Annotated in this window: 20 protein-coding genes and 1 pseudogene; 8 read left to right on the top strand and 13 right to left on the bottom strand. The window is 44.3% G+C overall.

Annotated elements, in window-relative coordinates; translation table 11 throughout:
• Positions 1-23 precede the first annotated feature (23 nt).
• The 3 genes from DSL64_RS07710 (at position 24) to DSL64_RS07700 (ending at position 2,791) form a co-directional block, all read left to right on the top strand.
• On the top strand, positions 24-1,028 hold the full coding sequence (locus tag DSL64_RS07710; RefSeq protein WP_147300344.1) for an endonuclease/exonuclease/phosphatase family protein: 1,005 nt from the start codon (positions 24-26) through the stop codon (positions 1,026-1,028).
• 228 nt (positions 1,029-1,256) lie between these two features.
• A complete protein-coding gene (locus DSL64_RS07705) occupies positions 1,257-2,363 on the top strand; it encodes a sensor histidine kinase (protein ID WP_115830096.1) in 1,107 nt (368 codons plus the stop codon).
• Positions 2,360-2,791 carry a response regulator gene (locus tag DSL64_RS07700; RefSeq protein ID WP_115830095.1) on the top strand — a complete coding sequence of 144 codons (432 nt, stop codon included), beginning with the start codon at positions 2,360-2,362 and terminating at the stop codon, positions 2,789-2,791. The genes DSL64_RS07705 and DSL64_RS07700 overlap by 4 nt, the downstream gene beginning before the upstream one ends.
• A gap of 68 nt (positions 2,792-2,859) precedes the next feature.
• Here DSL64_RS07700 and DSL64_RS07695 read toward each other — a convergent pair whose 3' ends face one another.
• Positions 2,860-3,288 carry a DoxX family protein gene (locus DSL64_RS07695; protein WP_115830094.1) on the bottom strand — a complete coding sequence of 143 codons (429 nt, stop codon included), beginning with the start codon at positions 3,286-3,288 and terminating at the stop codon, positions 2,860-2,862.
• A 119-nt stretch (positions 3,289-3,407) separates the two neighbouring features.
• Between DSL64_RS07695 and DSL64_RS07690 the strand changes: the two genes are divergently transcribed.
• Positions 3,408-3,752: a winged helix-turn-helix transcriptional regulator gene (locus DSL64_RS07690; protein ID WP_115830093.1), complete on the top strand. Its 345-nt coding sequence runs from the start codon at positions 3,408-3,410 to the stop codon at positions 3,750-3,752.
• A 3-nt stretch (positions 3,753-3,755) separates the two neighbouring features.
• On the opposite strand, the gene DSL64_RS07685 is transcribed toward DSL64_RS07690, so the two are convergent.
• On the bottom strand, positions 3,756-6,965 hold the full coding sequence (locus tag DSL64_RS07685; RefSeq protein ID WP_115830092.1) for a PAS domain-containing protein: 3,210 nt from the start codon (positions 6,963-6,965) through the stop codon (positions 3,756-3,758).
• Positions 6,966-7,930: 965 nt separating this feature from the next.
• On the opposite strand from DSL64_RS07685, the gene DSL64_RS07680 reads away from it, so the two are divergent.
• The 4 genes and pseudogenes from DSL64_RS07680 to DSL64_RS29520 all read left to right on the top strand — a co-directional run bounded on the left by DSL64_RS07680 (position 7,931) and on the right by DSL64_RS29520 (position 9,622).
• Entirely contained in the window at positions 7,931-8,326 is a 396-nt protein-coding gene (locus DSL64_RS07680) for a hypothetical protein (protein WP_115830091.1), read from the top strand.
• 112 nt (positions 8,327-8,438) lie between these two features.
• Positions 8,439-8,741, top strand: a pseudogene (locus DSL64_RS29525) (IS66 family transposase); the annotation flags it as partial.
• The gene (locus DSL64_RS29660; RefSeq protein ID WP_510185882.1) at positions 8,716-8,976 is read left to right on the top strand and encodes a transposase domain-containing protein; all 261 of its coding nucleotides are present in this window, start codon (positions 8,716-8,718) and stop codon (positions 8,974-8,976) included. The pseudogene DSL64_RS29525 and the gene DSL64_RS29660, both read left to right, overlap by 26 nt.
• 325 nt (positions 8,977-9,301) lie before the next feature.
• Positions 9,302-9,622, top strand: a complete 321-nt coding sequence (locus DSL64_RS29520) for a ketopantoate reductase family protein (protein ID WP_115830088.1) — start codon at positions 9,302-9,304, stop codon at positions 9,620-9,622.
• A 187-nt stretch (positions 9,623-9,809) separates the two neighbouring features.
• On the opposite strand, the gene DSL64_RS07660 is transcribed toward DSL64_RS29520, so the two are convergent.
• From DSL64_RS07660 to DSL64_RS07610, 11 genes are all read right to left on the bottom strand, one after another.
• Positions 9,810-10,793 (bottom strand): 2-hydroxyacid dehydrogenase, encoded by a 984-nt coding sequence (locus tag DSL64_RS07660; protein WP_115830087.1) that lies wholly within the window; start codon positions 10,791-10,793, stop codon positions 9,810-9,812.
• Positions 10,794-10,874: 81 nt separating this feature from the next.
• Positions 10,875-12,521: a hypothetical protein gene (locus DSL64_RS07655; RefSeq protein ID WP_115830086.1), complete on the bottom strand. Its 1,647-nt coding sequence runs from the start codon at positions 12,519-12,521 to the stop codon at positions 10,875-10,877.
• A 1-nt stretch (position 12,522) separates the two neighbouring features.
• Positions 12,523-14,739: a hypothetical protein gene (locus tag DSL64_RS07650; protein WP_115830085.1), complete on the bottom strand. Its 2,217-nt coding sequence runs from the start codon at positions 14,737-14,739 to the stop codon at positions 12,523-12,525.
• Positions 14,732-15,934, bottom strand: coding sequence for a BatA domain-containing protein (locus DSL64_RS07645; protein ID WP_115830084.1), 1,203 nt, complete (start codon positions 15,932-15,934; stop codon positions 14,732-14,734). Before DSL64_RS07645 ends, DSL64_RS07650 begins: the two co-directional genes overlap by 8 nt.
• Complete coding sequence (locus DSL64_RS07640) at positions 15,934-16,830, bottom strand: DUF58 domain-containing protein (RefSeq protein WP_115830083.1); 897 nt, start codon at positions 16,828-16,830, stop codon at positions 15,934-15,936. The genes DSL64_RS07645 and DSL64_RS07640 overlap by 1 nt, the downstream gene beginning before the upstream one ends.
• Before the next feature lie 30 nt (positions 16,831-16,860).
• Positions 16,861-17,850 (bottom strand): AAA family ATPase, encoded by a 990-nt coding sequence (locus tag DSL64_RS07635; RefSeq protein ID WP_115830082.1) that lies wholly within the window; start codon positions 17,848-17,850, stop codon positions 16,861-16,863.
• Between the two features lie 47 nt (positions 17,851-17,897).
• The gene (locus tag DSL64_RS07630; protein ID WP_115830081.1) at positions 17,898-18,515 is read right to left on the bottom strand and encodes a DUF4159 domain-containing protein; all 618 of its coding nucleotides are present in this window, start codon (positions 18,513-18,515) and stop codon (positions 17,898-17,900) included.
• 113 nt (positions 18,516-18,628) lie between these two features.
• Positions 18,629-19,969: a TldD/PmbA family protein gene (locus DSL64_RS07625; protein WP_115830080.1), complete on the bottom strand. Its 1,341-nt coding sequence runs from the start codon at positions 19,967-19,969 to the stop codon at positions 18,629-18,631.
• A gap of 12 nt (positions 19,970-19,981) precedes the next feature.
• Complete coding sequence (locus DSL64_RS07620; RefSeq protein WP_115830079.1) at positions 19,982-21,619, bottom strand: TldD/PmbA family protein; 1,638 nt, start codon at positions 21,617-21,619, stop codon at positions 19,982-19,984.
• Positions 21,620-21,671: 52 nt separating this feature from the next.
• Positions 21,672-23,021: a TldD/PmbA family protein gene (locus DSL64_RS07615; protein ID WP_115830078.1), complete on the bottom strand. Its 1,350-nt coding sequence runs from the start codon at positions 23,019-23,021 to the stop codon at positions 21,672-21,674.
• 53 nt (positions 23,022-23,074) lie between these two features.
• Positions 23,075-24,718: a TldD/PmbA family protein gene (locus tag DSL64_RS07610; protein WP_115830077.1), complete on the bottom strand. Its 1,644-nt coding sequence runs from the start codon at positions 24,716-24,718 to the stop codon at positions 23,075-23,077.
• Between the last annotated feature and the right edge of the window lie 448 nt (positions 24,719-25,166).

The following is a 25,166-nucleotide window of genomic DNA, read 5'->3' as shown; positions in this document are numbered from 1 at the left end:
ATTTGGGCTCAAAACCAGATCAGATGAGCCTGAAACTTACTGTCAGAAACAGAGCGGTATTACAAGTTGCGATGGCTTTTGTTTTCCTGATTATACCGTTGACGGGATGGGAAGTTGTATCGGCAAGAGAAAACATACCAGTACACTCATCTACGAATGGCTTGCAAGGATGTGACACCCTTAGGTGCGGATCATTTTCTGTTCTAACCTATAATATCGCCGGGCTTCCTGAGATCATTTCCAGTGCTAAAACAAAAAGAGCATCCAGCATCGCCCGGATCGGACGGCTGATCAATCAATTCGACGTTGTCAACGTTCAGGAAGATTTTAATTACAATAAATACCTGTATCACTCAGGAAACAGCCACAGCTTCCGAACCAAAACAAAAGGGAAGGTTCCTTTCGGAGACGGGCTCAATACGCTTTCCCATTATCCAGTACACCAAACTGTCCGCATTCCATGGTCACATTGTACGGGAGCTGATTGTCTCACGCCTAAAGGCTTTACCTATTCGAGACTACAGATTGCGAAAGACCAGTTTATTGATTTGTATAATGTGCATACCAACGCCTATAACCACCCATCCGCAGCGGCAGCCCGCCGGGAAAATATCAGACAACTTTCAGCTTTCATAGAAAAAAAGTCAGCGAACCAGGCAGTTATCATTATGGGTGATCTGAATGCACATTACGATTTTCATCTGGATAATCTGCCTGAACTGTTAAGCAAAAATAATCTGAAAGATGCCTGGCTGGAACTGGGAAGACAGAAACTCCCTGTTGTAACCACCCGACTTCCGGATGATCGTATCCTGCAAGTCAACAATCAAACAGAATCTATTGACAAAATTCTGTATCGAAGTAATGATCAAGTAAAACTGCTGGTGTCGGATTATCAGGTACAACATCAATTATTCAAAAATGAGAGTGATATTCCGCTCTCCGACCACCACCCTGTGGGTATAGTATTCAGCTGGCAATTGCTTGGGTCTTCCGCCTATGAAAATGGTTTGACGGCATTGAAATAGGACAACGAACTAAATCTACAACTACACAACAGTCGCAGTTTAACTACTGAATTCAAAAATTCATGTAGTACAAATCAATCATAAGCCGGATACGACACTGCCTTTCACCACAGGTTTCTAAATATTTACCACAGAAACCTCTGAACCTGCACCTTTTCGAACTATTTTCGCGTAAAAGTTCTACAAGCATGATCACACCGCATGCTTTTCTCAATCACCTGCTCTAACATGTTATACGAAGATCCTCAGCTGCGATTACTGAATACGCTTGACGAAATTGAAGACTATGCCATTATCTCCCTGGATTTATCCGGTACAATTGAGTCGTGGAACAGAGGTGCAGAAAAAATCAAGGGATATACTGCTCATGATATCATTGGAAAGAATTTCTCGGTTTTCTACACGCCAGGTGATCAGAGCGATGGACTACCCGCCAGTTTGCTAAGCCTTGCATACAAAGATGGGCGTGCATACCATGAGGGGTGGAGAGTGAGACGTGACGGAACTACATTTTGGGGCGCTGTGGTGATCACGGCAAGTCATGATTCCAACGGCGTTGTCACTGGCTTTTGTAAAATCACCAGAGACCTGACAGAACGCATCCTTAATGAGCAGCTTATCAAAGACCAGCTGGCAGAATTGAAACAAAAAAACCGTGAACTGGAGCAGTTCGTATACATCGCCTCACATGATCTGCAGGAGCCACTTCTTACTATCAAAGATTTCATGGATCTGGCCAAGGATGAATTTCCTTATGTGTTTGAAACCGGCGTCGAGCTATACCTGAACGTTATTCACCAATCTGCCGACCGCATGAGCGGACTGATCCGCGGATTACTGGACTATTCCCGTCTGGGCAGTAAAGCAGTTCGCACAGAAGTAGATTGTATGCAACTAATGGAGGCTATTAAAGAAGATATGTCGGCCAGCCTGAGAAATTCAGGGGCATCACTCACCTATGAAAACCTTCCGGTCATTACCGCTTTCCCTCTGGAAATACGACAGCTGTTTCAAAACCTGATATCGAATGCAATTAAGTTTAGAAAAACAGGACAACAAGGCATCGTGAATGTAAGCTGCAAGCAAGAGGGCGAATATTGGAAGTTTTCTGTAACGGATAACGGAATTGGAATCGCACCTGCTTTTCATGAGCGTATTTTTATGATATTTCAAAGACTACATCCCCGTAGCATTTACGAAGGAACCGGCATAGGACTTGCAAATTGCAAGAAGATCGTGGACATGCATTCGGGGATTATCGGAGTGACGTCAGAGCAGGGACAAGGAAGCACTTTCTATTTTACAATACCTGTCAAATACTCAACATCAAGATGAAAAAATTTAAAGATCTGGAATGCATTTTACTCGTGGATGACAACGAGCTGACTAACTTCGTTCATACCAAGATTATCCAAAAGTCTGAAATTGACACAACAGTTAAAGATGTAACCAGTGTGGAAGATGCTCTGAATTTTCTAACCCAGAAAGGTGAGTTTGAAGATACAGCTGAATCGCCAAGGCCAGGTATTATCTTCCTGGATATCAACATGCCGGGGCTTACCGGCTGGGATTTTATGGAGCGTTATAAAAATATTGATTCCAGACTCCGCGCGAAAGTGATTGTTGTAATGCTTACCACTTCTTTGAATCCTGACGATCGGGACAGAGCTTTACTTGACGGGCAAATTGTCGATTTCCTGCCAAAACCTCTTCGGACCCATATGCTTGATGAGCTGGTAGAAAAGTACTTCGAACCCCATTGAGTTAATTTCTTGCCGGCATTGGAACAGATAAAACCCACGCAATTCGGCTCGGATGCCGGCAAATAATATCAGCAGATTGTTAGTCCTTTTTTGCCGGCCTCCCGCAGCTCATACCATCGACCTACCCCGACCAAAAGTGCTAATATACCTGTGAAAATATTGACTGCGATGGATTCCGCCTCACCTCTAAACAGATGAAACACAACCGCGCAGATCATTAACAAAAAGATCCCCGCAGCAGCAAATAAGGTCATCCGACGGTTCCGTCTCATCAAGGCCGGAAGCACTATCCCTACTGCAGCAGCCAGATCGATAAACCCCAGACCGCGAACCATGTACTCAGGCACTTGCCCCATCCAGGGCATTATAGAAGCTATATTAGCAATCGGCATAAATTTCATTATAGCACCAGATAGCATTAGCAGCGATAATGTCCACTGTAGCGTCCATAGCGAGACATTCATTTTTTTGTAAAACTTTGGATCAGTCATCTTCATTGTGTCTTGTTTGTTTCTGAGACAAACTTAGCTACATTTACTATCCGGCTGAAAGCACTTCCAGATTGGATAGCGCTATCCACCTGGATAGTATTGCTGATTTTAAATGAGATAACAACATGCTCACAAACGGAGGATGCCCCAAAACTGCACTTTCAATTAAAGATGCTTTGGAAGCGCTGGAAGGAAGATGGAAATTGTTGATACTATTTGCTTTGTCGACCGGCCCGTTACGCTTCAAACAAATTTCTAAACAGGTGCCCGGAATTACAGACAAGACACTTTCCAAAGAGTTAAAAGCACTTGAATCAAACAAACTGATCCTGAGAACGGTGTATGACACATTCCCACCTACAGTAGAATACACAATTACTACCCACGGAATGTCCCTGGAAAAAGTGATGGAAGAGCTCCATTACTGGGGTTTAGCACATAGAAAAGAAATTATGGATCGGCCTTCATGAAAATTACAAAGGCAAAAATACACTAAATGTAGCTCCTTCACCCGGGCTGCTTTTCGCAAGGATTGCACCCCCATGATTGCTGACCACGCGTTCGCAAATCGCCAGGCCTATACCCGTACCAGAATATTCACTCCTGCCATGCAGACGCTGAAATAGCTGAAAAATACGCTCGGCATATTGCTGCTCAAACCCTACCCCATTGTCTTTTACATCAATCTGATAATATGAATTCGAGGTTCGGGTAGGTCGTACAGAAGGACCCAGCTCATAATGGTGTACCAATTTACTCTCTATAGAAATGACCGGATTTACATCTGGCTTTCTGAATTTTATCGCATTACTGATCAGATTCAAAAACAGCTGCGACAACTGCGTGTTATCGCCCTGTATGTCAGGCAAAGGGGTAACATAAAGCTCGGTCTGAGACTCCTGTATTGCAATTTCAAGATCATTCAGGACAGCTGAAACGATTTTGGTTAGGGATACCCTCCCGTACACATTCTTGGGAGAGGTTACTCGGGAGAATGCAAGCAGATCGTCAATTAACTCAGACATTCGCCTGGCTGCACTTTGCATACGAAGCAGATAATCTATTCCGTCGGCCAACTGTGGCCCGTAACGATCCACGAGTAGTGTTGAGAAAGACTGAATTTTACGTAGCGGCTCCTGCAAATCATGAGATGCCACGTAGGCAAACTGCTGGAGATTTACGTTGGACTGTTTCAAAAGATTGTTCAATTCAGAAAGCTCCTCATTGGTAGCCATGTATTCCTCATTGATCGCCGCCAGCTCTTCATTGGTTGCTTCCAGCTGTTCGGTACGCTCCTGTATCTGCCCTTCCAGAGACAACTCGGTAATGCGCTGATTGGTAACATCCTGCACCGAACCTATAATCGTAACCGGTTTATGCTTCTGATCATAAAGCACTTTGCCCTGAGCGTGCAAAATTCTTGAAGTCTTTACCTTTTCGGGATTAAGCCTGTACTCAATGTCATAGAAACCATTGGTTGCCGGCGAAAGAGCCTGACTAATCGCTTCAGTCAAAGCTGGCAGATCGTCCGGAGACACTGCGGAATAGATCATTTGATCTGTTATTTGGTCCTGGTCAGGCAATCCAAACCAATGTTTCAATCTGTCCGAGCATTCAACACTTCCGTTCTCAACATCAATAGAATAGGTACCCAACTCCGCAAGTTCGATAGCACCTCTCAGGAATACTTCCGTTTGTTGTAATCGTTTTCGGCTTCTTACCTGTTCTGTAAGATCTGTAGCAACCACCAGTACGCCAATAATAACCCCATCCATATTACGCTGAGGCTGGTAGGTAAGATCTACATAAATCGTTTGCAGCACATCTTCATAGGCAATTTCTACCGCCTGTTCTTTGGAGTGATACGGTATTCCGGTGTTTATCACATTTTTCAGTAATTCGTCAAAGCCCTGTCCTTCCATTTCCGGTAGTACGTCCAAAAGCGGCTTTCCTAAAATGTCCTCCGCATTCCGTCCTATCAGTTTGCAGTAGAAGGGATTTGCCATTGTAAAGACAAGATCATCTTTTTTAATCATGGCGACACCCACAGGAGACTGCTCAAAAAGTGACAGTAACTGCAACTGGCTTTCATGAATCTGCTTTTCTACATTGACTCTTTCCGTAACCTCGATAGCAATATCCAGAATGGCATAAACATTTCCTTCACTGTCCAAAAGTGGAGAGTAGGTAATGTCATAGAAATTATGGCTCATCACACCATGCTGTACAATGTCTACCTGTGTGCCATAACTTTGGTAGGTAACTCCGCTTGTGTAAACATCATCCAGAATTTGCAGAAAGGGTTGATTGTGCAGCTCCGGCATTACTTCACTGAGCGGTTTCCCTACGATATCAGCACCTTTACCTACAATATCAATAAATGACTGATTCGGCATTTCTACCCTAAGCTCCCTGCCTACAAAAAGTCCTATCGCGGCGGGAGCCGAAGAAATCACGGATTTTAATCTTGCCTCACTTTCCTGAAGTGCCTTCTTGGCCAGCACCTGTTCGGTCACATCAATAGACATATCTATGATGGCATATACCTTACCGGTTTCGTCGAAAAGAGGTTTATACGTATAGGTAAAATAGTAACGGTCCAAAACACCATTGACCACCAGGTCCACCGGTGCGTCTACCGAAGTAAAAGTATTTCCGTTTTCGTAGATGTCTGCCAATAATTCAAGAAACGGTTGTCCTTCCAACTCAGGAAGTGCCTTATGAAGTGGTTTACCAATCACTGAGCTATCTTTCCCCCAATATTCAATCATCGGCTGGTTTATCAGTTCCACGATCATATCTTTCCCTGTAAACAAACTGACTCCGACAGGCATTTGCTCGATAAGCGTACGGAATTTCAATTCACTTTCCTCCAACTTTGCAATGGCATTAAACTGCTCAGTCACCTCAGTTGCCATAATCATAATTCCGTTCACCGACCCATGATTGTCACGGACGGGAGAATAAACAAAATCGAAGTAGGCCTGTTCGATTCTGTTATTTCTTTCCAGATTCACAAGCGCACTATTGCCAAAATGAGCTTTGCCTGTTTGGTATACGTCTGCTAATAGTTCAAGAAAGCCTTGTCCTTGAATCTCAGGCAGAGCATCCGCAAGCCTCACTCCCGCGATTGCGTTCGTCTTACCCCACATTTCAAATATTTTCTCATTTCCAAGCTCAATGATTAACTCGGGTCCTTTCAAAAGGCCTATGGCCATAGGCGCCTGCTCAACGATGGTTTTAAACAGCTGGCTTTGCTTACTCGTCTTTAATTTTTCGTCCCGAAGCTTGATTTCATGACTTATATCGACAAACGTCCCCAATATTATAGGCAGCCCGTTTGTTGGATGCTGATGCGCCATTCCCCTGCAAAGTACCCACACATCCTCATCAGCTGCATACAACTTAATCTCCAAAGAAAAGGATTCTTTCGATTTCGCATTCAAAAGTGTTTTTTTGAACGCATTTCGAAAATCATTATCTACCAGTTCTAACAGGGTTTCGAGCTTGACAACATCTTCTCCATCAAAAGAAAATAACTTTTTTGCCCTTCTGCACCAGCGAAACTGTAGGTTGTGCAAGTCGAGTTCCCACGTTCCTATACCAGCCGATTCGAGCGCCAGCTCCAATCGATTTAATTCCAACGTATTATCTATATTAAAGGGCTTCGAATTGCCTTCCATGCGTTGCTGTTTAATAAGTACAAAATGTTATAACTGCGGAATATATGCCTTTTAGGGCAGTGTTTTGGTATCTGCACAGTTTACATGAAGGATTATATAAACATCATGCCAAAATCAGGAACCATCCAATTGAGCAGACTCCAGAGTAACCCTGATGGCTATTCGTAGACAAGATTTTGGGTACCGATGTATTTGGTTTCAAAAGCAGAGTGTTAAATATGGCTACCTCTCAATTTTACTTCCATCATTACCAAGTCTCAGTATCCGGCATAATATAGCTGCGAGTTGGCCTGGTAAAAATTCCTCCCTATCGTGTCATTGAAAAAGTAATAAGTTATCACTCTTTAAACACACATTTACCTGATAAGTTAAAGCAGTGTCCGTGAGTATTATGGACATCCGTGACCACACCGGGATTAACAAATGTTTTTATCAGTAATTATCCAGGACGAAATTGACATCCAACCCATGGTATTCTTACTAAACTCCCGCCACTTTTATTTCCAAAAAACATTGTTTCCTGCGAATTAGCAGGTATTTTACTTATTCTCCACGATTTTGTCCACGGTCATTTTTGCTATCCACAACAAAAGGATTCTACATTTGAAATCGTAACGTTACTTCGATATTTACTCAACGTTAATAGAATGAATTCCCTCCTCCTATCATTAAAGTTTGACAGTTTACAAGCTGGCATCAATGGCTTTGATAAGGAAATTAGCTTCATCGATAATCGCATCCGCAAAGCTTATCGCTATTTAGGTGCTTTGAACATAGTCGGCTTTCTATCTCCTCAGCATCTTCCAACTTCAACTGCCTAGTCATACTTTTCGGCTGTTGAGAAATTATTATCCTTCCCTAATTAAAGTCTGCTCTCATACAATCTCTCTTGGAAACTTGAGAACTCACGCGAAGCTAATGTCCTCAATTAATATTTAACCATCAGTATACTTATCACAACGTTTATGAAACTAAACAAATCCTTATTTCAGGTATTTTTCTTGACGTCATCAACTGTCTGTTCTTTTTTCTCTCCCTCAGAGTTACTTGCTCAGGTAAAAATTGGCTCGAACACGACGACTATTGCTACAAATACCAATCTTGAAGTAGAATCAAACAACGGAAGCGTCTTCAGAATCAATAAGACTACAGGACAAGTGAGAATTCAGGACGGAAGCGAAGGTGCGGGCAAAGTATTCACTTCCAACGCCAAGGGAGTGGGTACCTGGATGGATACGAAAACACGAATAGCTTCCGGGAATACAGGCACACCACCAAATATAACTGGCCGTACTACTAATACCATCGCTAGTTATAAATATTCCAACATTAAATCACCGTTCCCAAGGGTAAATGGCTGATATTTCTAAATGCAACCTACCAAAATTTGATGAATGGACCATGCAATGCCTATTGGGATTTATCTACTTCAAGTACAACCAATACAAATAGGCGGACCGCTTTGATGAAGCGGTTAAAAATGACAGCGAAAGAGCTGCCTGGGCAGTAGGAACTATCGGCCGGCTTTACGGGATTGAAAAGGAAATCCGTGAGCATACGCCACCACTCAGTGAAGGTCAGATTGCTGAAAAAAGGATGACGAAAGCTCTGCCGATACTCACCCAACTACACGAATGGATGCAGCAGGAGTATCCCAAAGTACTACCACATAGTCCTATTGGAAAGGCGATTGGATATGCTCTTCCATTGATGGAAAGTAAGAGACTATGCGCTCCATGGAGATTTACAAATCGATCGCAGCGGCGCCCTCAATAATCTGATCGAGAATGCTATCAGACCAATCGCATTGCGTCGACGTAACTTCCTTTTCGCAGATACACACGACACTGCGCAAAATGCTGCCATGATTTACTCTCTTTTTGCCTCATGCAGAAAACACCAGGTAAATCCGCAAGACTGGCTGCTGGATATTCTTCGTAAAATGAATGATCCTAACTACGGCGGCAGATTCTCCGACCTTCTTCCAAATTGCTGGAAACTAAATCAATAATCCCTATAGCATACCTCTTACAAAACAAGCGGGATAGCCGACTGCTTACGTTGAAAATAGCTTCTTAGATAATGGATTCAACAACTTGTACAGATGTTTATTATACGCAACAAGTGAATCTACCGCAGAGAATCAAGTTAGGTTTAAGCTTGTTGCCACATCACCGATTGGTGTAGTAAACGGTTCTGGTAATATTCTCAGACACATCGTTAAACAATTGGATACGAATCAATTTCCCTTCCGTCATAAGCATGATATACAGACACTAATTTGGAAAAAAGTTATCAGCAACTGTGTGTTCAATTCAATTTGCCCGCTGCTGTAGATTGATAACGGAGTTTTCTACCGTAATGAATCTACATTAGAAATTGGTAAATCGGTAACTGACGAGTGCCTTTCTGTTGCCAGGCATTATGGCATACAATTGACTCACGATGACGTGCTACAAAATGTCCTGGCGATCAGCAGGTCGTCCGACGGCCAAAATATATCCACTTATCAGGATATATTAAACAAGAGACAGACAGAAATAGAATCATTCAATTTTGCGGTGGCTGCTGCTGCAACGCAGATAGGAAATGTTTCAGTTCCACTAACTTCTCTTCTAGGTCAATTGGTAAAAATCAAATCAGAGTTGCCAAAATAAGAATGATGCCTCTCTAAGTAAGATAGAGCATTAGCTCCTATTATGCCTGCCGGAGAAAAAATGTCAGAACTTCACTACCCGAAAGGCAAAGATGCAAGGACAGTGATAAAAAACACGACAAAACATTGTTGAAATTCTCAGTAAGTTTTGTGAGAGCCACTCCAGATAGCAGCTCTCACAAATCGTTTTATTCCACTTGATTGAGAAGTTGCTGCCCCTTGTGGAAAGCATCAATATTCCCGAATGAGGTCACAGCAATTTGCTCCATGGCTTCTTTGGTGAAAAATCCCTGATGAGAGGTAATCAGCACATTGGGGAAGGATATTAACCTGGCAATCTGGTCGTCCTGAATAATATCTTCTGAAAAATCCCGGAAGAAAAGATCTCCCTCCTGCTCATACACATCAAGACCAAGGGCTCCAAGCTGACCGCTTTTCAGTGCTTCGATTACATCAGCCGTATTGACAAGTCCGCCTCTGCTTGTATTGATCAACATAGCGCCCTGCTTGAATAATTTTAAAGTCTGTGTATTGATGAGGTGGTGCGTGCTTTCCAATAGCGGGCAGTGCAGCGAAACGATGTCTGCTCCGGCCAACGTCTCTTCCAATGTCCCATACACCACACCTGATTCTATCAGACTTTCATCTACACTGACGTCGTAAGCAGCTACTTTACAGCCAAAACCAAGCAGTATTTTACAAAAAGCCCTACCTATTCCGCCGGTTCCTATCACAGCCACTTTCCGGTGGTGGAGATTAAAGCCCATGAGTTTTTCTAACGAGAAATTCCCCTCTCGTACCCGGTTATAGGCCTTATGTGTCTTTCTGTTCAATGTAAGTATCAATGCGAGTGCATGTTCCGCCACGGCCTCCGGCGAATAGGCTGGTACGCGTGTGACAGTAATATTTTCCTCTTTGGCCGCCGGTAAATCAACGTTATTGAACCCTGCACAGCGAAGTACAATGAGTTTGATTCCATTCTGTGACAAAATGTTGATTACCTCCTTGTTCGCAGTATCATTAACAAAAATACATACCGCGTCAAAACCCTTTGTCAGAGAGGCTGTCTGCTCATTGAGAGGCAGCTCGAAATATTTGATTTCGTGTCCCGTGTTGAACTGATCAAGAAACTGTCGGTCGTAGGATTGTGTGCTGAAAGTGGCGATTCTCATGGTGAGCTGTTAGATGTGGTGGTAAATTCAGACCCTTAAGATATGCATTAAGGTCTGAAATACACAAATCAGCCTTAAAGGTTACAACTTTGTTTCAACCCAGACTGCGGTAAGACATCCCAGTAACAGACCCAGCCAAAGCCAGGGTGAGGGCTGATGACGTGCCTGATCTGTCGAGGCAACTGCTGCATCTTTCTGAAAGTAAGAATTGAGAAAGTCCCGGATCCGGGCATCTGAGTAGTTAGATTGTTTTTCGACAAATAGCCTGGCTCCTGAAGAGTCGGCCGTACTGAGCCAGCCGGTTTCTACAGGTCTGAATGATGCAGAATAAGACAGGCCGTTCAGTGCAGATTCCACCGGAAAAATTGTATCGCTACCTACTGTGAATTGCGTCGGCAAGTTCGCGAAATTGTTCAGACTGACCTCTGCAGGCAATCCTGAAATAACCGGGGCCTCAACTGAAATATTGTTCCTAGAAGAAGGGTGAACTAGCGCCAGAATACTGTTCCAGACTTTCTGATAAGCCAGACTATCCCCCGCCAGCATCAAAGGAAAAGTCTCGTTCAACAGACTTACCGCTACCTTCCCTTTTTGTTTTTCGATCGCTACCGGCAAGTCAGCAGCATTCAGCTGACGTCCTGAAACTGAGAATAAATAAGGGAAAGCCGTAAGTCCAGACGCAATGGTAACAGATTCCTGCTGAGATGTCCGCTTTAAGGCGAATTTTGTTCCAAGCGCAGTATTGATTCGCCCGATATCAGAAAGAGGATTGGCAATATTGATAAATAGAACACTTTTCCCAGCAGCCAAGGCTTTTTTCACCAGTGCACCTGAGGCATTCATCGGATCTGTTACGATAATATCTGCCTCCTTTTTGGACATGTTAATCGACTCTTTACTTTCAAGATCCTTGGACAAAGTCGTTAAATACTGCACAGAATGTCCATTTTTCCCCAGCCATGTAGCGAGGTTCCTACTCTCAAAGTCGGGACTCTGCTGAACAAACTGAAATACCAGAGGCTCGGAAGGTCGGGCAAAAAAATGAAGCGTATCAAGCACCTTCTCCCCCATAGTAAGTGTAAACCAGCTTTGCCCCTGAGCAAAGGCCGGAGCCTGCAGACGAAATGAATTGTCGCCCGTGGATAGTTTGGTACTGTCTATTGTCCTGCCGGCAAAAGACAACCGCAATTGCTGCTGCGCATCTGTTCGGATGTTACCTGATACTGTCTGCATTTCTCCTTTGCGAAGGACAGCCTTCCAATGCAGATTGTAAACAGAATTGGACTGCCGAAACGGAATCCATTTCAGAGCAGGGCGCTTAGTGGTTAGCAGTAAATTATTGAATGTTTTGTCAGAAAAGGACTGACCTGCCACTACCAATGAATCTACCGATAAAAGCTTCTCAGCATCAGTATTCTCATCCAGACGAATCACTCTTGATTGCGGAAGGCTATCTCTTACCGCCTGACGGAAATCGTCTGATACCTCCTCGCCAAAAAGCAAAGCTGTTCGGCCGGAACCATCAGAAAACCAGAATGGCTGCAACACAAATGCCAGTGTCACCAACCAAAGTAGTATATTCAATCCCAAACGAAGATATAGCCTGCCATTCCATGATGGTTTAGATTTGAAGAGTAGCAACCAGAGCTGTACCGGCAGCAACATCACCAACAGAATCAGTATGATCTGATTAAGACCGTCATGAAAATCAAAATTAAACTGAATCATACTACTGCATCATTTTCCAAAAGGCCCCTTCCAGTTTCTGTTCACCTCTGTAGCCCTTGTTTCGTTCCAACGCCTTGTCGGCCCGTTTGTAAAGTTCATTTTTAAGTTCCATCTTCTCCTTTTCACTCAGAGGCTTGGCACTAACCATTTTCTGTAGTGAGGCCAGCACTTTCCAGTTTTTAGGTCCGCCATTGAAAGGACCACTGTTCAGCAGTCTTTCAGATAAAACAGAACCGGCAATTTGCATCTGGCTTTGCATATTGCCTGAGAGCTTTTCAGCTTGCAGATAACCCAACACCTCTGCAACAAGTTGTCCGGTTGTCTTCTCTCTGTAGTTTTTCTCTGATGACAAATTCTTGTTCAGATCCTTCATTTCGCCGGTAAGCCGTTTCTCCTTTTCCTTGATCGGAGGGGGATCATAGCCACTTTTCTTCACAAATGTCCGTGCTTTGTGCTGAGCCGATTTCAGAAATTCCAATGCCTTGTTTTCAAAAGGAATGGCCTTTTCAGGTTCGTACATTCTCAGATGAAGCTCCGACTGCCACATGTTCTCTAGAGCCATTTTCAAAAGACTCCGTGTTGACTGCTCGTAGAATGTATTGGTTTCGGCATCATCATGCGCATGTACATATTGTTCCATCAGAGCAGCGAGAGGATCTTTTGAATCGCCCTCCGAACTCCCATGATCGTGATCGTGTCCATGGTCATGATCCGGCTCCGATGCTCTTCGTTCCGCCGCCTCACCTTCTCCATCAGATTTATGCGTAAAAGCATCCAGTATGTTTCCCCCGGATTCTCCTTCTGCCGGCGGGCCCGCCGCTCCGCCTAAACTCGTTTCAAATTCCTCACCCAGATACTGACCATATCTCAGCCTTAAAACTTTCTGATCAAAACCGATTTCATTTGAGATTGAGTTAAACTCCTTCTTGCTGATTTTCTTTTTTCTGGCAATCAGTTTTTCTGTATCGATAATAATCTGACGCTGGCTACGGAAGTATTCAGGCATAATGTTGACCGCCATTGTAGCAAGCTCAGCTTCCTCTACCTGAGCGGTATCTTTATAAACCACAAAATAGGTATCCGACTTACTGAAATTGGCTTCCGGTTGACGGTTGTCTACTGCCGCCCAGTAGTAATAAAGCTCATCGCCAGGTGTGAAATTCAAAGCCTTCAGATCAATCGTTTTTTGCAGGTTAGCTTCCTTGAAATCGGCCGGACTCAGTGGAAATTTCATTTCCCGGAACTTTACATTTTCACCACTACCACGGGCTACGGTAGCCACAATAAATGCTTGTCGCACCCTGAAATCATCAGAGATTTTCGCTGCAATATTCAGAGACTTACTGTCTTTCAGAAAATGATATTTGTAAAGTTCTTTGGAGGCGGGTTCGATTTTAGGCGGAAGATCGGGTAAAGCTTCCAATCTGTAAAAATCAGACTGATACACAAGCGAATCTCTCCAATATGCCTTGAACGCGTACAAGCCTGAGCCTGTGAGCTTATCGGAATACTGGTAAACACTTCCCAAATCCTTAAAAACGACCTCCTCTCCCCTGCTGTTAGCGAGCTTTACAACCAGTTTCTGATGATGACTGAAATGAAGCTGCCATACGAGCTGTGAGCCCGAAACAGCACTAATGTTCATGTCCTTACTATTGCTGACCGTCAATCCTGTATAGGCAGGCGGAGTGATACGCACTTCGGCATTCTGAAATACCGGGGGTATACTTGTGTTGACTGCGGGTTTCTTTTCAGACGCATTAACTGCAGCTATCCCGGCTTTTGCCGACCTGTTTGCGATAAGCGGATACATCCAATAAAACACAACTGACAATGCCAGCAACCCTGCATACCAGCCCAAACTTTTGTACAGGCGCACATACGGGAAAACCACCTGCTGATCTGCCAGGCGCTCCAGCTGCAATTGTTCTGCAAGATTGAGCTCTTCTTTATCCAGCAGATGCAAGCTATATTCTGCCTGCCCCACTTGGGCATGAATCAGCGATATAGCCTGCTGTTTTTTATTTTGAAAAATCCCTGTTTGCCAGAAACCGATGCCTGCAGCAAGGAATCCCGCTAAAACCGGCCATACAGATGCTTCACTGTTGAATGCAGCGACAGGTAGATAGACAGCTACGAAAAGCAAAGCACATTGAAGAAATGCCGCAGTGTATAACTGAATGCTTACGTTATTGATGAGTTTTTTTAGTTCATGCATAGGTCTGTGTCACATTTTTCTTCAACGACAGCCATCTTTCCAAAAGAAGTGTCATCACAAAACCCAATAAAAGATACTTCCCGAAATGATCAGACGATTGCTGCCCGGCACTATCCATAGATACAAACCTGGTTTTTAATTGCTTACCGCTAAGTATATCTGAAGGCTGGCTTAGATTATAGCGATTCACAAATTGCTGGCCAAACCATTCCGGCAGTCTTCCTTCTCGGACCATTTCCGAGGAAGAAACTTTGAGAGAATCGCCGACAGATATAACCTGAGCCGGAACAACTCCCGGGTATTGCTTTCCGGAAACTACGTAAGCTGTTGATTTGTCGGTATTCGTCACAAGATCATTTGTAAAAATCCAGTCGTAATTTTTGTTGTCGGACGCTACTTCATCGATCATAAACGGGATTTTATACACCTCTGAAAAAGCCATCAATGCAGCTCTTACAGTTTTTTTCTCTGTCTGATTTTTATATTCAAGCAATACGCTGACCGGCCCGTTTCCACTCTTGGTAGCTCCCGCATTTTCTCTGAGATCACCTGTTTTCAGAATACCAGATTGCTTATCTACAAAGAGTCCTGTAGAAGCGTCTATAGCAAAATAGTTTACAGCCCGATTGTATGTGGAGTCAACAGTCGTCATGAGTTGAAAGTCCGCCGGTACGACAATCCTGGATGGAAGAGAAATTCCTGGTGAATTTCCGACGTATAGCATCAGCTGCGCGCCTTTCCCGGTTATGGCATTAATGCTTTGCTGCAAATAATCCAGTCCTGATGAAAGTGGGGGAACAGTTTCGGAATTTGTGAGAGCAACCGGCTCCTTACTGATCCAGAACACCTGCTCTCCTTTTTTTAATGCTTCCTCTATCTCAAATTTAAACGCATCTGCTACGCGCTCACCCGACTCCACCAGATGCACACGTTTGGTTTGCCCTGTTTGATCCAGCCACGAAATAGCTGCCCTTGAGAGCAGCAACACAAGCAGAATAACAAGCAGACAGCGCAATAGCAACAAGGGGATCTCATCCAGTCGTATACCACGATGCTGCAGACTGGTTTTATCAGTGAGCCAGCGTGTTGCAGCCCAAGCGATTGTTTTACCCTTTTTCTGATACCAAAAGTGAATGATCACAGGTATAATCACACCCAGCAATCCCCACAACAAAACAGGTTGCAAAAATGTCATTATCCTTTCTTTTTGGTTAAAAATGCTTTTAATACCATACCTATCGGATCGCTCAATCTTGCTCTTACCAGCCTTACATATGGGATTTGTAATGCAGATTTTACCTGATCGAGGTATTGCTGCGAAGATGCAAGAAAACGTTCACGGACAGAAGATGCATCCAGCTCAATTTCCTTACCTGTTTCAAGGTCTTTAAATCTGTAAAATCCATTCAGATTGAAGTCAAGTTCCTGATCACCCAAAATCTGAAAAATCACAATTTCTCTTTTAGGGCTGGCCAGTGATTTGATCAGAGACAGCCATTCCTCGCCCGCCTGCAAAAAATCTGTAATAAAAATCAGCTGCTCCTTTCCTTTCTGTTGAAATTCTGCAAACCGTACCTCAGTTGCTTCTGTCCATTCGCCGGCGGCTTCACTCTTTTCGAGCGCCACCAGTATCTTTTGAAATGCCTGTTTTCCTGATGAAGATGATCCTGTACCCACTGCGGTTTGTACACTTCCTTTTTTCAAAAAATACAAACTCATCTGATCGTTTTGAATGTAACACAGATAAGCAAGTGAGGCCATAATTATCCTGGCGTAATCCAACCTGGCTATACCCTTTTCTGCGTAATTCATAGAGCCGGACAGATCCAACACAAAGCGAACCTGCCTGTCACTTTCAGTAGATGATTCCCGCACAAGGTGCTTGTCTGTTCTTGCAAACAGTTTCCAGTCGATACGCTTGGGATCATCACCGGGTTCGTAGTGCCGGTATTGCTCAAACTCAGTTCCTATACCAGAGCGCTTACTGGAATGAATACCCAGCATGAGCTCGTCGCTGACCAGTTTTCCGGTGAGCTGCAGATTTTTGAGCCTGATCAGATCCGACGCCAGTAAACCAGTATTTTTTACCATCTCTTATGATTGTGGTGCGGACAAACCCGTTTAGTTGGGCTTTACAACTTTTAATAGTTCCGAAATGGCCTGATCGGAAGTGATACCATCGGCCTCTGCTCTGAAATTCATCGCAATCCGGTGACGGAAGATCGGATAGGCAAGTGTTTGTATATCCTCAGGAATAACCGAGAAGCGTTCATGCAATACTGCTCTCGCTTTTGCGCACAGTACCAATGCCTGACCTGCGCGTGGCCCTGCACCCCAGTCACACCATTCTTTCACAAACTCAGAAGGAGAACCGTCAGGTCTTGTGGCCCGCACCAGCTTATTAATCCAGCTGATCAGTTCGTCGCTGATATGAACCTGTCTGGTCAGCTTCTGGAGCTGAATAATGTCTGAATCACTTAAAATACGGTTAATCTGCGGTTTGAAAGAGCCCGTAGTTCCTTTCAGTACATTCAACTCTTCCTGTTCGCTTGGATAACCCAGTTTGATGTAAAGTAAAAAGCGGTCGAGCTGCGCCTCGGGTAAAGGATATGTTCCTGCCTGCTCTATGGGATTCTGTGTTGCGATGATCAAAAAGGGAGCGGGTAACGGATAGTTCGTTCCACCATAGGTTACGCTTTTCTCCTGCATCGCTTCCAATAGCGCGGCCTGGGTTTTGGGTGGAGTACGATTAATTTCATCGGCAAGTACCACATTGGCAAAAATGGGTCCCTGGTTAAATTTAAAAAACTTCTTTCCTGTCTCGTGATCCTCTTCCAGTATTTCGGTACCGATGATATCTCCCGGCATTAAATCGGGGGTAAACTGAACCCTTTTAAAGCTCATGTGCAAAGCTTCCGACATGGTTTTCACCATAAGAGTCTTGGCTAGTCCCGGTACGCCCTCCAGCAGACAATGTCCTCCTGCAAGAAGAGAAATCAGTATTTCATCAATCGCTTCCTGCTGGCCCACAATCACTTTGGCGATCTCGGTTTTAAGATCAGGCAGCTTCGCCACCAATGCTTTATAATGATTTAATTCCTGAGTCTCCAATGTTCGTTTCTTTTATTATTAATCAAAAAATAGCTCTTTCCGTTGGATCAGGCAGTCAACGCATACATGACAATATTCACTCCGAACCGGGTATTGTCTACAGCCAGAAACCGCTTGTTACGAAAATCATAATCCCACTCACAGCCATAATCCTTATTGCTATACAGCACCCCTATTCTTCCGTTGACAATAATGGCTTTCAGGTAGTCGTGTACAAGATCATCTCCCCAACCGTTGAGCTCGAAGGAAGTTGTAGGCGGGCCATCTTCAAATTTGAAAAAGCAATTGTATATCGGATGATTATTAGGAATTTTCTGAAGTGCTTTTGCTCCGAAAGTCCTCTCCATTTCCTGTTCAAAGGATTTTGCAAAAAGGCCATCGATGTCGTGATTACAATCGTCGACAAAAACAAAACCGCCATTTTGAACATACCTTCGAAAATGGTCTCTTTCCTGACTCGAAAATTCTACCAGTTTATGCCCGCTCAGGTAGCAGAACGGACTTTTAAAGATCTCGTTACTGCTCAGCTGCACGACTTTTTCCTTTTCATCAACGGGTATGGTCGTGTATTCAACCAACGAGTGTAGCAGGTTTGAAGGCATGCGCTGGTCGGTATCCCAGTTCCCAGATGTGTATTGAATACGTGTAAAAAAGAATGGTCGCATTATTTAAAGGTTCTCGCAGAGTAAAGAGAGTATTTCGCGGAGTTGCACAAAGGTTTAAAGCTAAACTCTGTGCAACTCCGCGAAAACACTTTATAACTCTGCGTTTCAAAAATCTACACCGCGTCGGATAGAGATGAAAAAGTAAATTCTCTGATCTTCATCGGAGGGATAAGATAATTCCGGTCAGACTCTGTACTTACTACACGCTCCGGCTTACCGAGTGTCTCCAGATTGTTCAGCATAATTACCGGACTTTCGTTAAAACGGAAGTTTTTGATCGGATGTTTGATCTTTCCGTTTTCGATATAAAATGTACCATCACGGGTAAGCCCGGTTAACAGAAGGGTCTGTGGATCCACTGTTCTGATATACCATAACTTTGTAACAAGTATACCTTGTTTGGTGGATTTGATCATGTCTTCCAGTGACGCTGTGCCACCGTCCATAATCATATTGTTGGGAAAGGGTATTGGAGCAACATTGTTCTTCTGGGCCCAGTACCTCGAATAATACATATTCTTTACCGTCCCCTTCTCTATCCAGTAACGCTTGTCCTGGGGTTGTCCGTCTCCCGCAAAAGGCGAAGCGGGCAAATCAGGATTAGATGGGTCTGAGTAAAAGTTAACTCTTTCATCCATAATCTTTTCACCCAGCTTAGTCTTCCCTCCCTGCTTACTTAGGAACGAACGTCCTTCATCGGCGCTACGCGCATCCATTCTAAAAAAGATATTTTCCAACAGAACAGCCGCTGCAGTAGGTTCCAGAATAACAGTATACTTACCTGGTTCCAGCGCTTTCGCTCCCACCGAACCCAGCGATTTCTGCACTGCGATTTTTGTCGCTGCTGCTGTGTCCAGCTTACTCATGTCGCTGTATCCTTTGGCCACGTATCCTGAACCGGTTCCGTCTTCGGTACGCACCGTCAATGAGAAATTTACGCTCGTACTGGGATAGTAGGCAAACAGGCCCTTTGAATTCATCATGGCAGAATAACCTTTCTGATCTTCCAAAAAACCTGCAGCAGTTAACTTCTGGGTTCTTGTCAGTTCCAGACTTTTCAAAACTGCATTCGCGCGTGTATCAGGACTAGCGCCAGCTGTAGATTCGAAATATCCTTTGGAAGCTGCACCGTATTTCTGCGGCCCCAGCAATCCCATATATTCAGGGTTTTCAGGTGCCAGTTTAGCCAGTTCTTCAGCCCGTTGAACCACTTTTTTTAATGATTCCTCACTGAACTCATCGATGGTGGCAACACCTACCTTTTTCCCAAACGCGGACTGCACCTGTAAGTTTTGGTTGATCAGCGATCCACTGGTAGACACTTCGTTACGTGCATAGCGCAGGTTACCACGTTGCTCCCCCATCAGATTCACCTCGCACTCATCTGCTTTAGAATAGCTCAGCACTTTTTGTAAAAGCGCTTTGGCTTCCGATTCACTTAATATGATCGACATGGCAGTAATACTTTAAATTTTACGAGCTGTGTTAATTACATTCACTCCGTTGAAGCGTGTTGTTGAGCTTCCATGAGAAACCGCACTCGACTGAGACGGCTGACCTTTTCCGTCAAAGAAAGAACCTCCCAGACGGTAGTCACGCTCATCACAAACCTGTGAACAAGAGTTCCAGAATTCCTGCGTATTGGACTGATAAGCCACATCATTGAGCATACCAACGATCTTGCCATCTTTCACTTCGTAGAACAGCTGCCCGCCAAACTGGAAGTTATAACGCTGCTGGTCAATAGAGAATGAACCATCACCGATAATGTAAATTCCTTTCTTCACGTCCTTGATCATTTCATCGACTGACAATGGCTTTTTACCTGCTTCGAGTGAAACATTCGGCATACGCTGAAACTGCACGGAACTCCAGCTATCCGCATAGCTGCAACCATGGGACTCTTTTTCTCCGATGATATGCGCCTGGTCACGGGTGGCCTGATAGTTCACAAGGACACCATCTCTTACCAGATCCCATTTCTTGGTATTTACCCCTTCGTCATCCCAGCCTACAGCACCCAAAGAACCTATCTGCTGCTTGTCAGCTACCAGATTTACCTCCTTGCTACCATACTGAAAGTTTTTCGACTGCCATTTATCAAGCGTCGCGAAAGATGTTCCCGCAAAGTTCGCCTCATATCCGAGTACACGGTCCAGCTCCAGGGGGTGACCTACCGACTCGTGGATGGTAAGCCACAGGTGCGAAGGATCCAGAATCAGATCGTATTTACCTGCTTCGACTGATTTTGCTGTCAGTTTTTGCTTTGCCTGCTTAGCGGCTGAGATTGCGTCTTCAAGCATATCATAGCCTTTGTTGTAACGCGTGGTAATTCCAGTTACTTTATCTGAAGGATTCACCTGCAGGTAATCATAACCCATCCCGACCGGAGCACTCAGCGCATTTCTTGTCTGGAATTTCCCGGTCTGTGCATCAATAGCTGTAACGTTGAACTGCGGGTAGATTCTATGAATATCCTGATCAATATAGGAGCCATCTGTTGAGGCAAAGTATTTCTGCTCGTTGACCTGGAACATCACAGAGTTGACATAGTTGGCACCATTGGTCAGCGCTGCATTATTTACAGAAAGTAATAGATCCACTTTCTCCTGAATAGGTACCTCAAAAGCATTTTTCTTGATTGGTGCTTTCCAGCTCACTTCGCCAAATCCTTTCTGGGGAGCCAGCTGAACCGGCTCTTTCATCAGTTTAGAGTTTGCCTTGGCTATCGCGACAGCATCTTCTGCCGCTTTTGCCATTTGCGCTTCGCTCTTCGCATCCACCACTGCTGCAAATCCCCAGCATCCATTTGCGATTACGCGCACCCCCACTCCGTAGGATTCGGTATTGACAATATTCTGAACTTTGTTTTCACGGGTTACTACAAACTGGTTCAGATAGCGGCCAATGCGAACATCAGCATAGGTAGCACCTTTCGCTTTGGCTGCATTCAGAGCGGCATCAGCGAGTCTTTTCTTTACGGCTACATCAAGTCCCGGCGCCAATAATGCTTCGGGAGCTACATTTTTGCCCATGGCAAAAGCCGGCAACATCATAGCGCCTGTACCAAGTCCGGCGAGTTGTATAAAATCTCTGCGTTTCAAAATAAATTCTGTTAAAACAATGAATGATTATCTTAAAAATATACCGGCTATTCTATACAGCGTCCGATAAGCTGGTGAAAGTAAAGTCTCTGATTTTCAACGGTGGAACCAGGTTCCCTCCCGCGCGCATTGGTTTACCCATCGCTTCCAGATTGTTAAGCATGATTACAGGGCTTTCGTTAAAACGGAAGTTTTTAACCGGATGTTTGATCTTTCCGTTTTCGATATAGAAAGTACCGTCACGTGTTAGTCCGGTGTAGAGCAATGTTTGCGGATCTACAGCGCGGATATACCAAAGTCTGGTTACCAGAATTCCTTTTTCAGTTCCTTTGATCAGATCGGCCAACGACTCAGTTCCTCCTGCAAGAATGAACCCGGAAGGAGAAGAAATTGCCTCTACGCCCTTCTTTTCTGCCCAGTAGCGGGAATAGTACATATTCTTCACTACACCTTTTTCAATCCATGTCACTTTCTGTTGCGGGCGGCCATCGCCACCTCCGCCCCCCATCCGGCCACCACCGCCTCCGCCAAATGGGGAGCCAGGAATTTCGGCATTTTGAGGGTCTGAATAGATGGTCACGCGCTCATCGAAGAGTTTTTCTCCCAGGCGGGTTCCACCTCCTTTTTTACTTAGGAAGCTACGACCTTCCTCTGCACTTCTGGCGTCAAAACTCCGCATCATATTCTGAAGCAGATCAACAGCAGCGGTCGGTTCAAGAATAACGGTGTATTTACCTGGTTCCAACGCTTTTGCATCTGACGAAGCAAGCGCCTTTTGCATCGCAATCTCTGTGGTTGCTTTTGCACTTAGTTTAGATGCATCGTTAAAATCGCGTGTAGCATACCCTGAACCTTTTCCGTCAGCTGTACGCACTGTAATCGAAAAGTCAATGGAAGTAGCCTTGTTATAACCGAACAAACCTTTGCTGTTACCGATGGCAGAAAAACCGGTGGAATCTTCAAGATAACCGGCAGCAGTCAGATTCTTTTTTACGCAGGGGTCAATACTGTCAAAGGCCGCCTGAGCGCGGTACTCCGGAGTGATTTTCGCAGTGCTTTCTGCATAAGAATTGATGTCCAGATATTTCTGAGGACCCAGCATGGGTACGTACTCAGGATTATCAGGAGCCAGTTTGGCAATCTCCTCAGCACGGCGTACCGTCTTTTCCAGAGATGCATCATCAAATTCATTGATCGTAGATGTTCCTGATTTTTTGCCAAACACCGCTGTTACAGCTAAGGCCAAATCCGTGGTTTCACCACTGGTAGAAACCGAGTTACGTGCATAACGAATATTACCGGTACGAGAACCTGATAAACTGACACTCATTTCATCAGCCTTGGAATAGGCCAATACCTTATCTATAATTTTCTTTGCTTCTTCTTTAGTTAAAATGGCCATTAGGAAAAAGTTAATACGTTAGATTTTTGAACTTCATCGAATGCAGGCAGATCTTAGATCTTCCTTCCGGTATTGATCACATTCACGCCATCGAAGCGCGTGGTTGCACTTCCATGAGATACCGCACTGACCTGGGAAGGCTGCCCTTTTCCGTCAAAGAAAGAACCGAAAGTCCGGTAGTCGTCCTTATCGCAAAGTTGAGAGCACGAATTCCAGAATTCCTGCGTGTTGGACTGATAAGCCACATCATCTATCATTCCGGCGATCTGACCATTTTTGATTTCATAGAATACCTGCCCTCCAAACTGAAAATTGTAGCGCTGCTGATCAATCGAATAGGAACCTCTTCCTATGATGTAGATACCCTTATCCACACCTTTGATCATATCCTGAACGCTGCGTTTCTCAGTGCCCGGCTTTAGAGAAATATTAGGCATTCGCTGGAATTGTACCGAGTTCCAGTTATCTGCATAGCAGCACCCATGAGACTCTTTCTCTCCAAGAATACTTACCTGGTCACGCGTAGCCTGATAGTTGACAAGAATACCGTCTTTGATAATATCCCACTCTTTGCAAGGCACACCCTCGTCATCGTAACCCACAGCGCCCAGTGTATGAGGCTGGATTTTATCAGCTACAATATTGACGAGCTTACTTCCGTAATTGAACTTTTTGGTTTCCCATTTATCCAGTGTGGCAAAGCTGGTACCTGCGTAGTTAGCTTCGTAACCCAGCACACGATCAAGTTCAGTAGGGTGCCCCACCGACTCGTGGATTGTAAGACCAAGGTGGTTCGGATCCAATACCAAATCATATTTGCCCGGCACTACAGACTTAGCCGTTACTTTTTCCTTCGCCTGCTTGGCGGCAGTAATGGCATCTTCCACCATATCATAAGAGTTGCGGTATCCGACAAGACCGATCGGACCTGCAATTTTCTCTGACGCAAGGCCGTCCAGATACTCGTAACCCATACCCATCGGAGAGCTGATCGCATCTCGCGTCTTGAACTTACCCGCAGCCTTATCAATGACCGTTACAGTGAATGTCGGCCAGATCCTGTGGATATCCTGATCAATGAATGAGCCATCAGATGATGCAAAATATTTCTGCTCATTAACAAAGAACATATTGGATGTAACGAATCCGGCCCCATTATCCATGGCAGCACCGTTCACATTCATCAAAAGATCAATTTTCTCTTTTACCGGAATTTCAAAGGCATTTTTGGTAAGGGGCGTTTTCCATACCTGATCTCCTACTCCCTTTTGAGCTGCGAGTACCACCGGCTCCTTCTGGAATTTAGAATTCGCTTTTGCGATTGCAGCAGCCGTAGCCGCACATTTAGCAATACCATCCGTAGTCACATCGCTGGTTGCTGCAAAACCCCAGGTTCCGTTCACAATCACTCTGATACCTATCCCGTAAGATTCAGCATTCACAATGTTCTGGACCTGCTTTTCACGGGTGAATACGTATTGCTGAAGATAACGTCCGATGCGAACATCTGTGTAAGTCGCGCCTTTGCTTTTGGCTGCGTTCAGTGCCGTTTCAGTCAACTGTTTTTTCGTGGCTACATCCAGCCAGGGTTCAGTCAGTTGCTCGGCGGAGACCGGGTTACCTATTAAAGGCACCGAAGGAAGCATTAAAGCCCCCAATCCCATACCAGACATCTGCATAAAATCTCTTCTTTTCATTTGCTTTGGTTTAGTCCTTTAATTCTTATGAAGGATGAAGATTGGTTAATTTATTACAATCAGATTTCTCTGAATTTTCACAATGTAAATAACAAATATTAGTACAGCAATTTAAACATTCCGGAATTTCCACGATCTATACCACAATGTAGTCAACGATACGCCACCTAACTCTCTGAAAGATATAGCTTCAGGATTCACTTAATGATGGTAAAATAAATTCCGATTGCGTACCCAAACATTATTCCGGATAAATGGAAGTTATAAATATAATCAATCGGACATGAACCACGACCCGATACATTAGTTTAAATTTATTAATCATTAATATTTATTTATATTTTTTAATAAATATTAGTATACCTCCATTTACTTAAACTAATCAAAGACCGCCCGCCAACACTTTTACGATGAAACAGCCAAAAATACAAAAAGCCGCCAACTGTTG

Origin of the sequence: Dyadobacter luteus (assembly GCF_003383615.1) — a bacterium.
GTDB classification, from domain to species: domain Bacteria; phylum Bacteroidota; class Bacteroidia; order Cytophagales; family Spirosomataceae; genus Dyadobacter; species Dyadobacter luteus.
The sequence above is the reverse complement of the archived record's forward strand: the minus strand, read 5'-3'. Positions and strand labels throughout refer to the sequence as shown.

Coding starts and splice junctions, on each gene's coding strand:
- DSL64_RS07615 (WP_115830078.1), bottom strand. CDS start 23,021: ATGGCCATTTTAACTAAAGAAGAAGCAAAGAAAATTATAGATAAGGTA.
- DSL64_RS07705 (WP_115830096.1), top strand. CDS start 1,257: ATGTTATACGAAGATCCTCAGCTGCGATTACTGAATACGCTTGACGAA.
- DSL64_RS07700 (WP_115830095.1), top strand. CDS start 2,360: ATGAAAAAATTTAAAGATCTGGAATGCATTTTACTCGTGGATGACAAC.
- DSL64_RS07695 (WP_115830094.1), bottom strand. CDS start 3,288: ATGAAGATGACTGATCCAAAGTTTTACAAAAAAATGAATGTCTCGCTA.
- DSL64_RS07710 (WP_147300344.1), top strand. CDS start 24: ATGAGCCTGAAACTTACTGTCAGAAACAGAGCGGTATTACAAGTTGCG.
- DSL64_RS07640 (WP_115830083.1), bottom strand. CDS start 16,830: ATGGTAAAAAATACTGGTTTACTGGCGTCGGATCTGATCAGGCTCAAA.
- DSL64_RS07680 (WP_115830091.1), top strand. CDS start 7,931: ATGAAACTAAACAAATCCTTATTTCAGGTATTTTTCTTGACGTCATCA.
- DSL64_RS07660 (WP_115830087.1), bottom strand. CDS start 10,793: ATGAGAATCGCCACTTTCAGCACACAATCCTACGACCGACAGTTTCTT.
- DSL64_RS07630 (WP_115830081.1), bottom strand. CDS start 18,515: ATGCGACCATTCTTTTTTACACGTATTCAATACACATCTGGGAACTGG.
- DSL64_RS07645 (WP_115830084.1), bottom strand. CDS start 15,934: ATGACATTTTTGCAACCTGTTTTGTTGTGGGGATTGCTGGGTGTGATT.
- DSL64_RS07690 (WP_115830093.1), top strand. CDS start 3,408: ATGCTCACAAACGGAGGATGCCCCAAAACTGCACTTTCAATTAAAGAT.
- DSL64_RS07625 (WP_115830080.1), bottom strand. CDS start 19,969: ATGTCGATCATATTAAGTGAATCGGAAGCCAAAGCGCTTTTACAAAAA.
- DSL64_RS07650 (WP_115830085.1), bottom strand. CDS start 14,739: ATGCATGAACTAAAAAAACTCATCAATAACGTAAGCATTCAGTTATAC.
- DSL64_RS07685 (WP_115830092.1), bottom strand. CDS start 6,965: ATGGAAGGCAATTCGAAGCCCTTTAATATAGATAATACGTTGGAATTA.
- DSL64_RS07655 (WP_115830086.1), bottom strand. CDS start 12,521: ATGATTCAGTTTAATTTTGATTTTCATGACGGTCTTAATCAGATCATA.
- DSL64_RS07610 (WP_115830077.1), bottom strand. CDS start 24,718: ATGAAAAGAAGAGATTTTATGCAGATGTCTGGTATGGGATTGGGGGCT.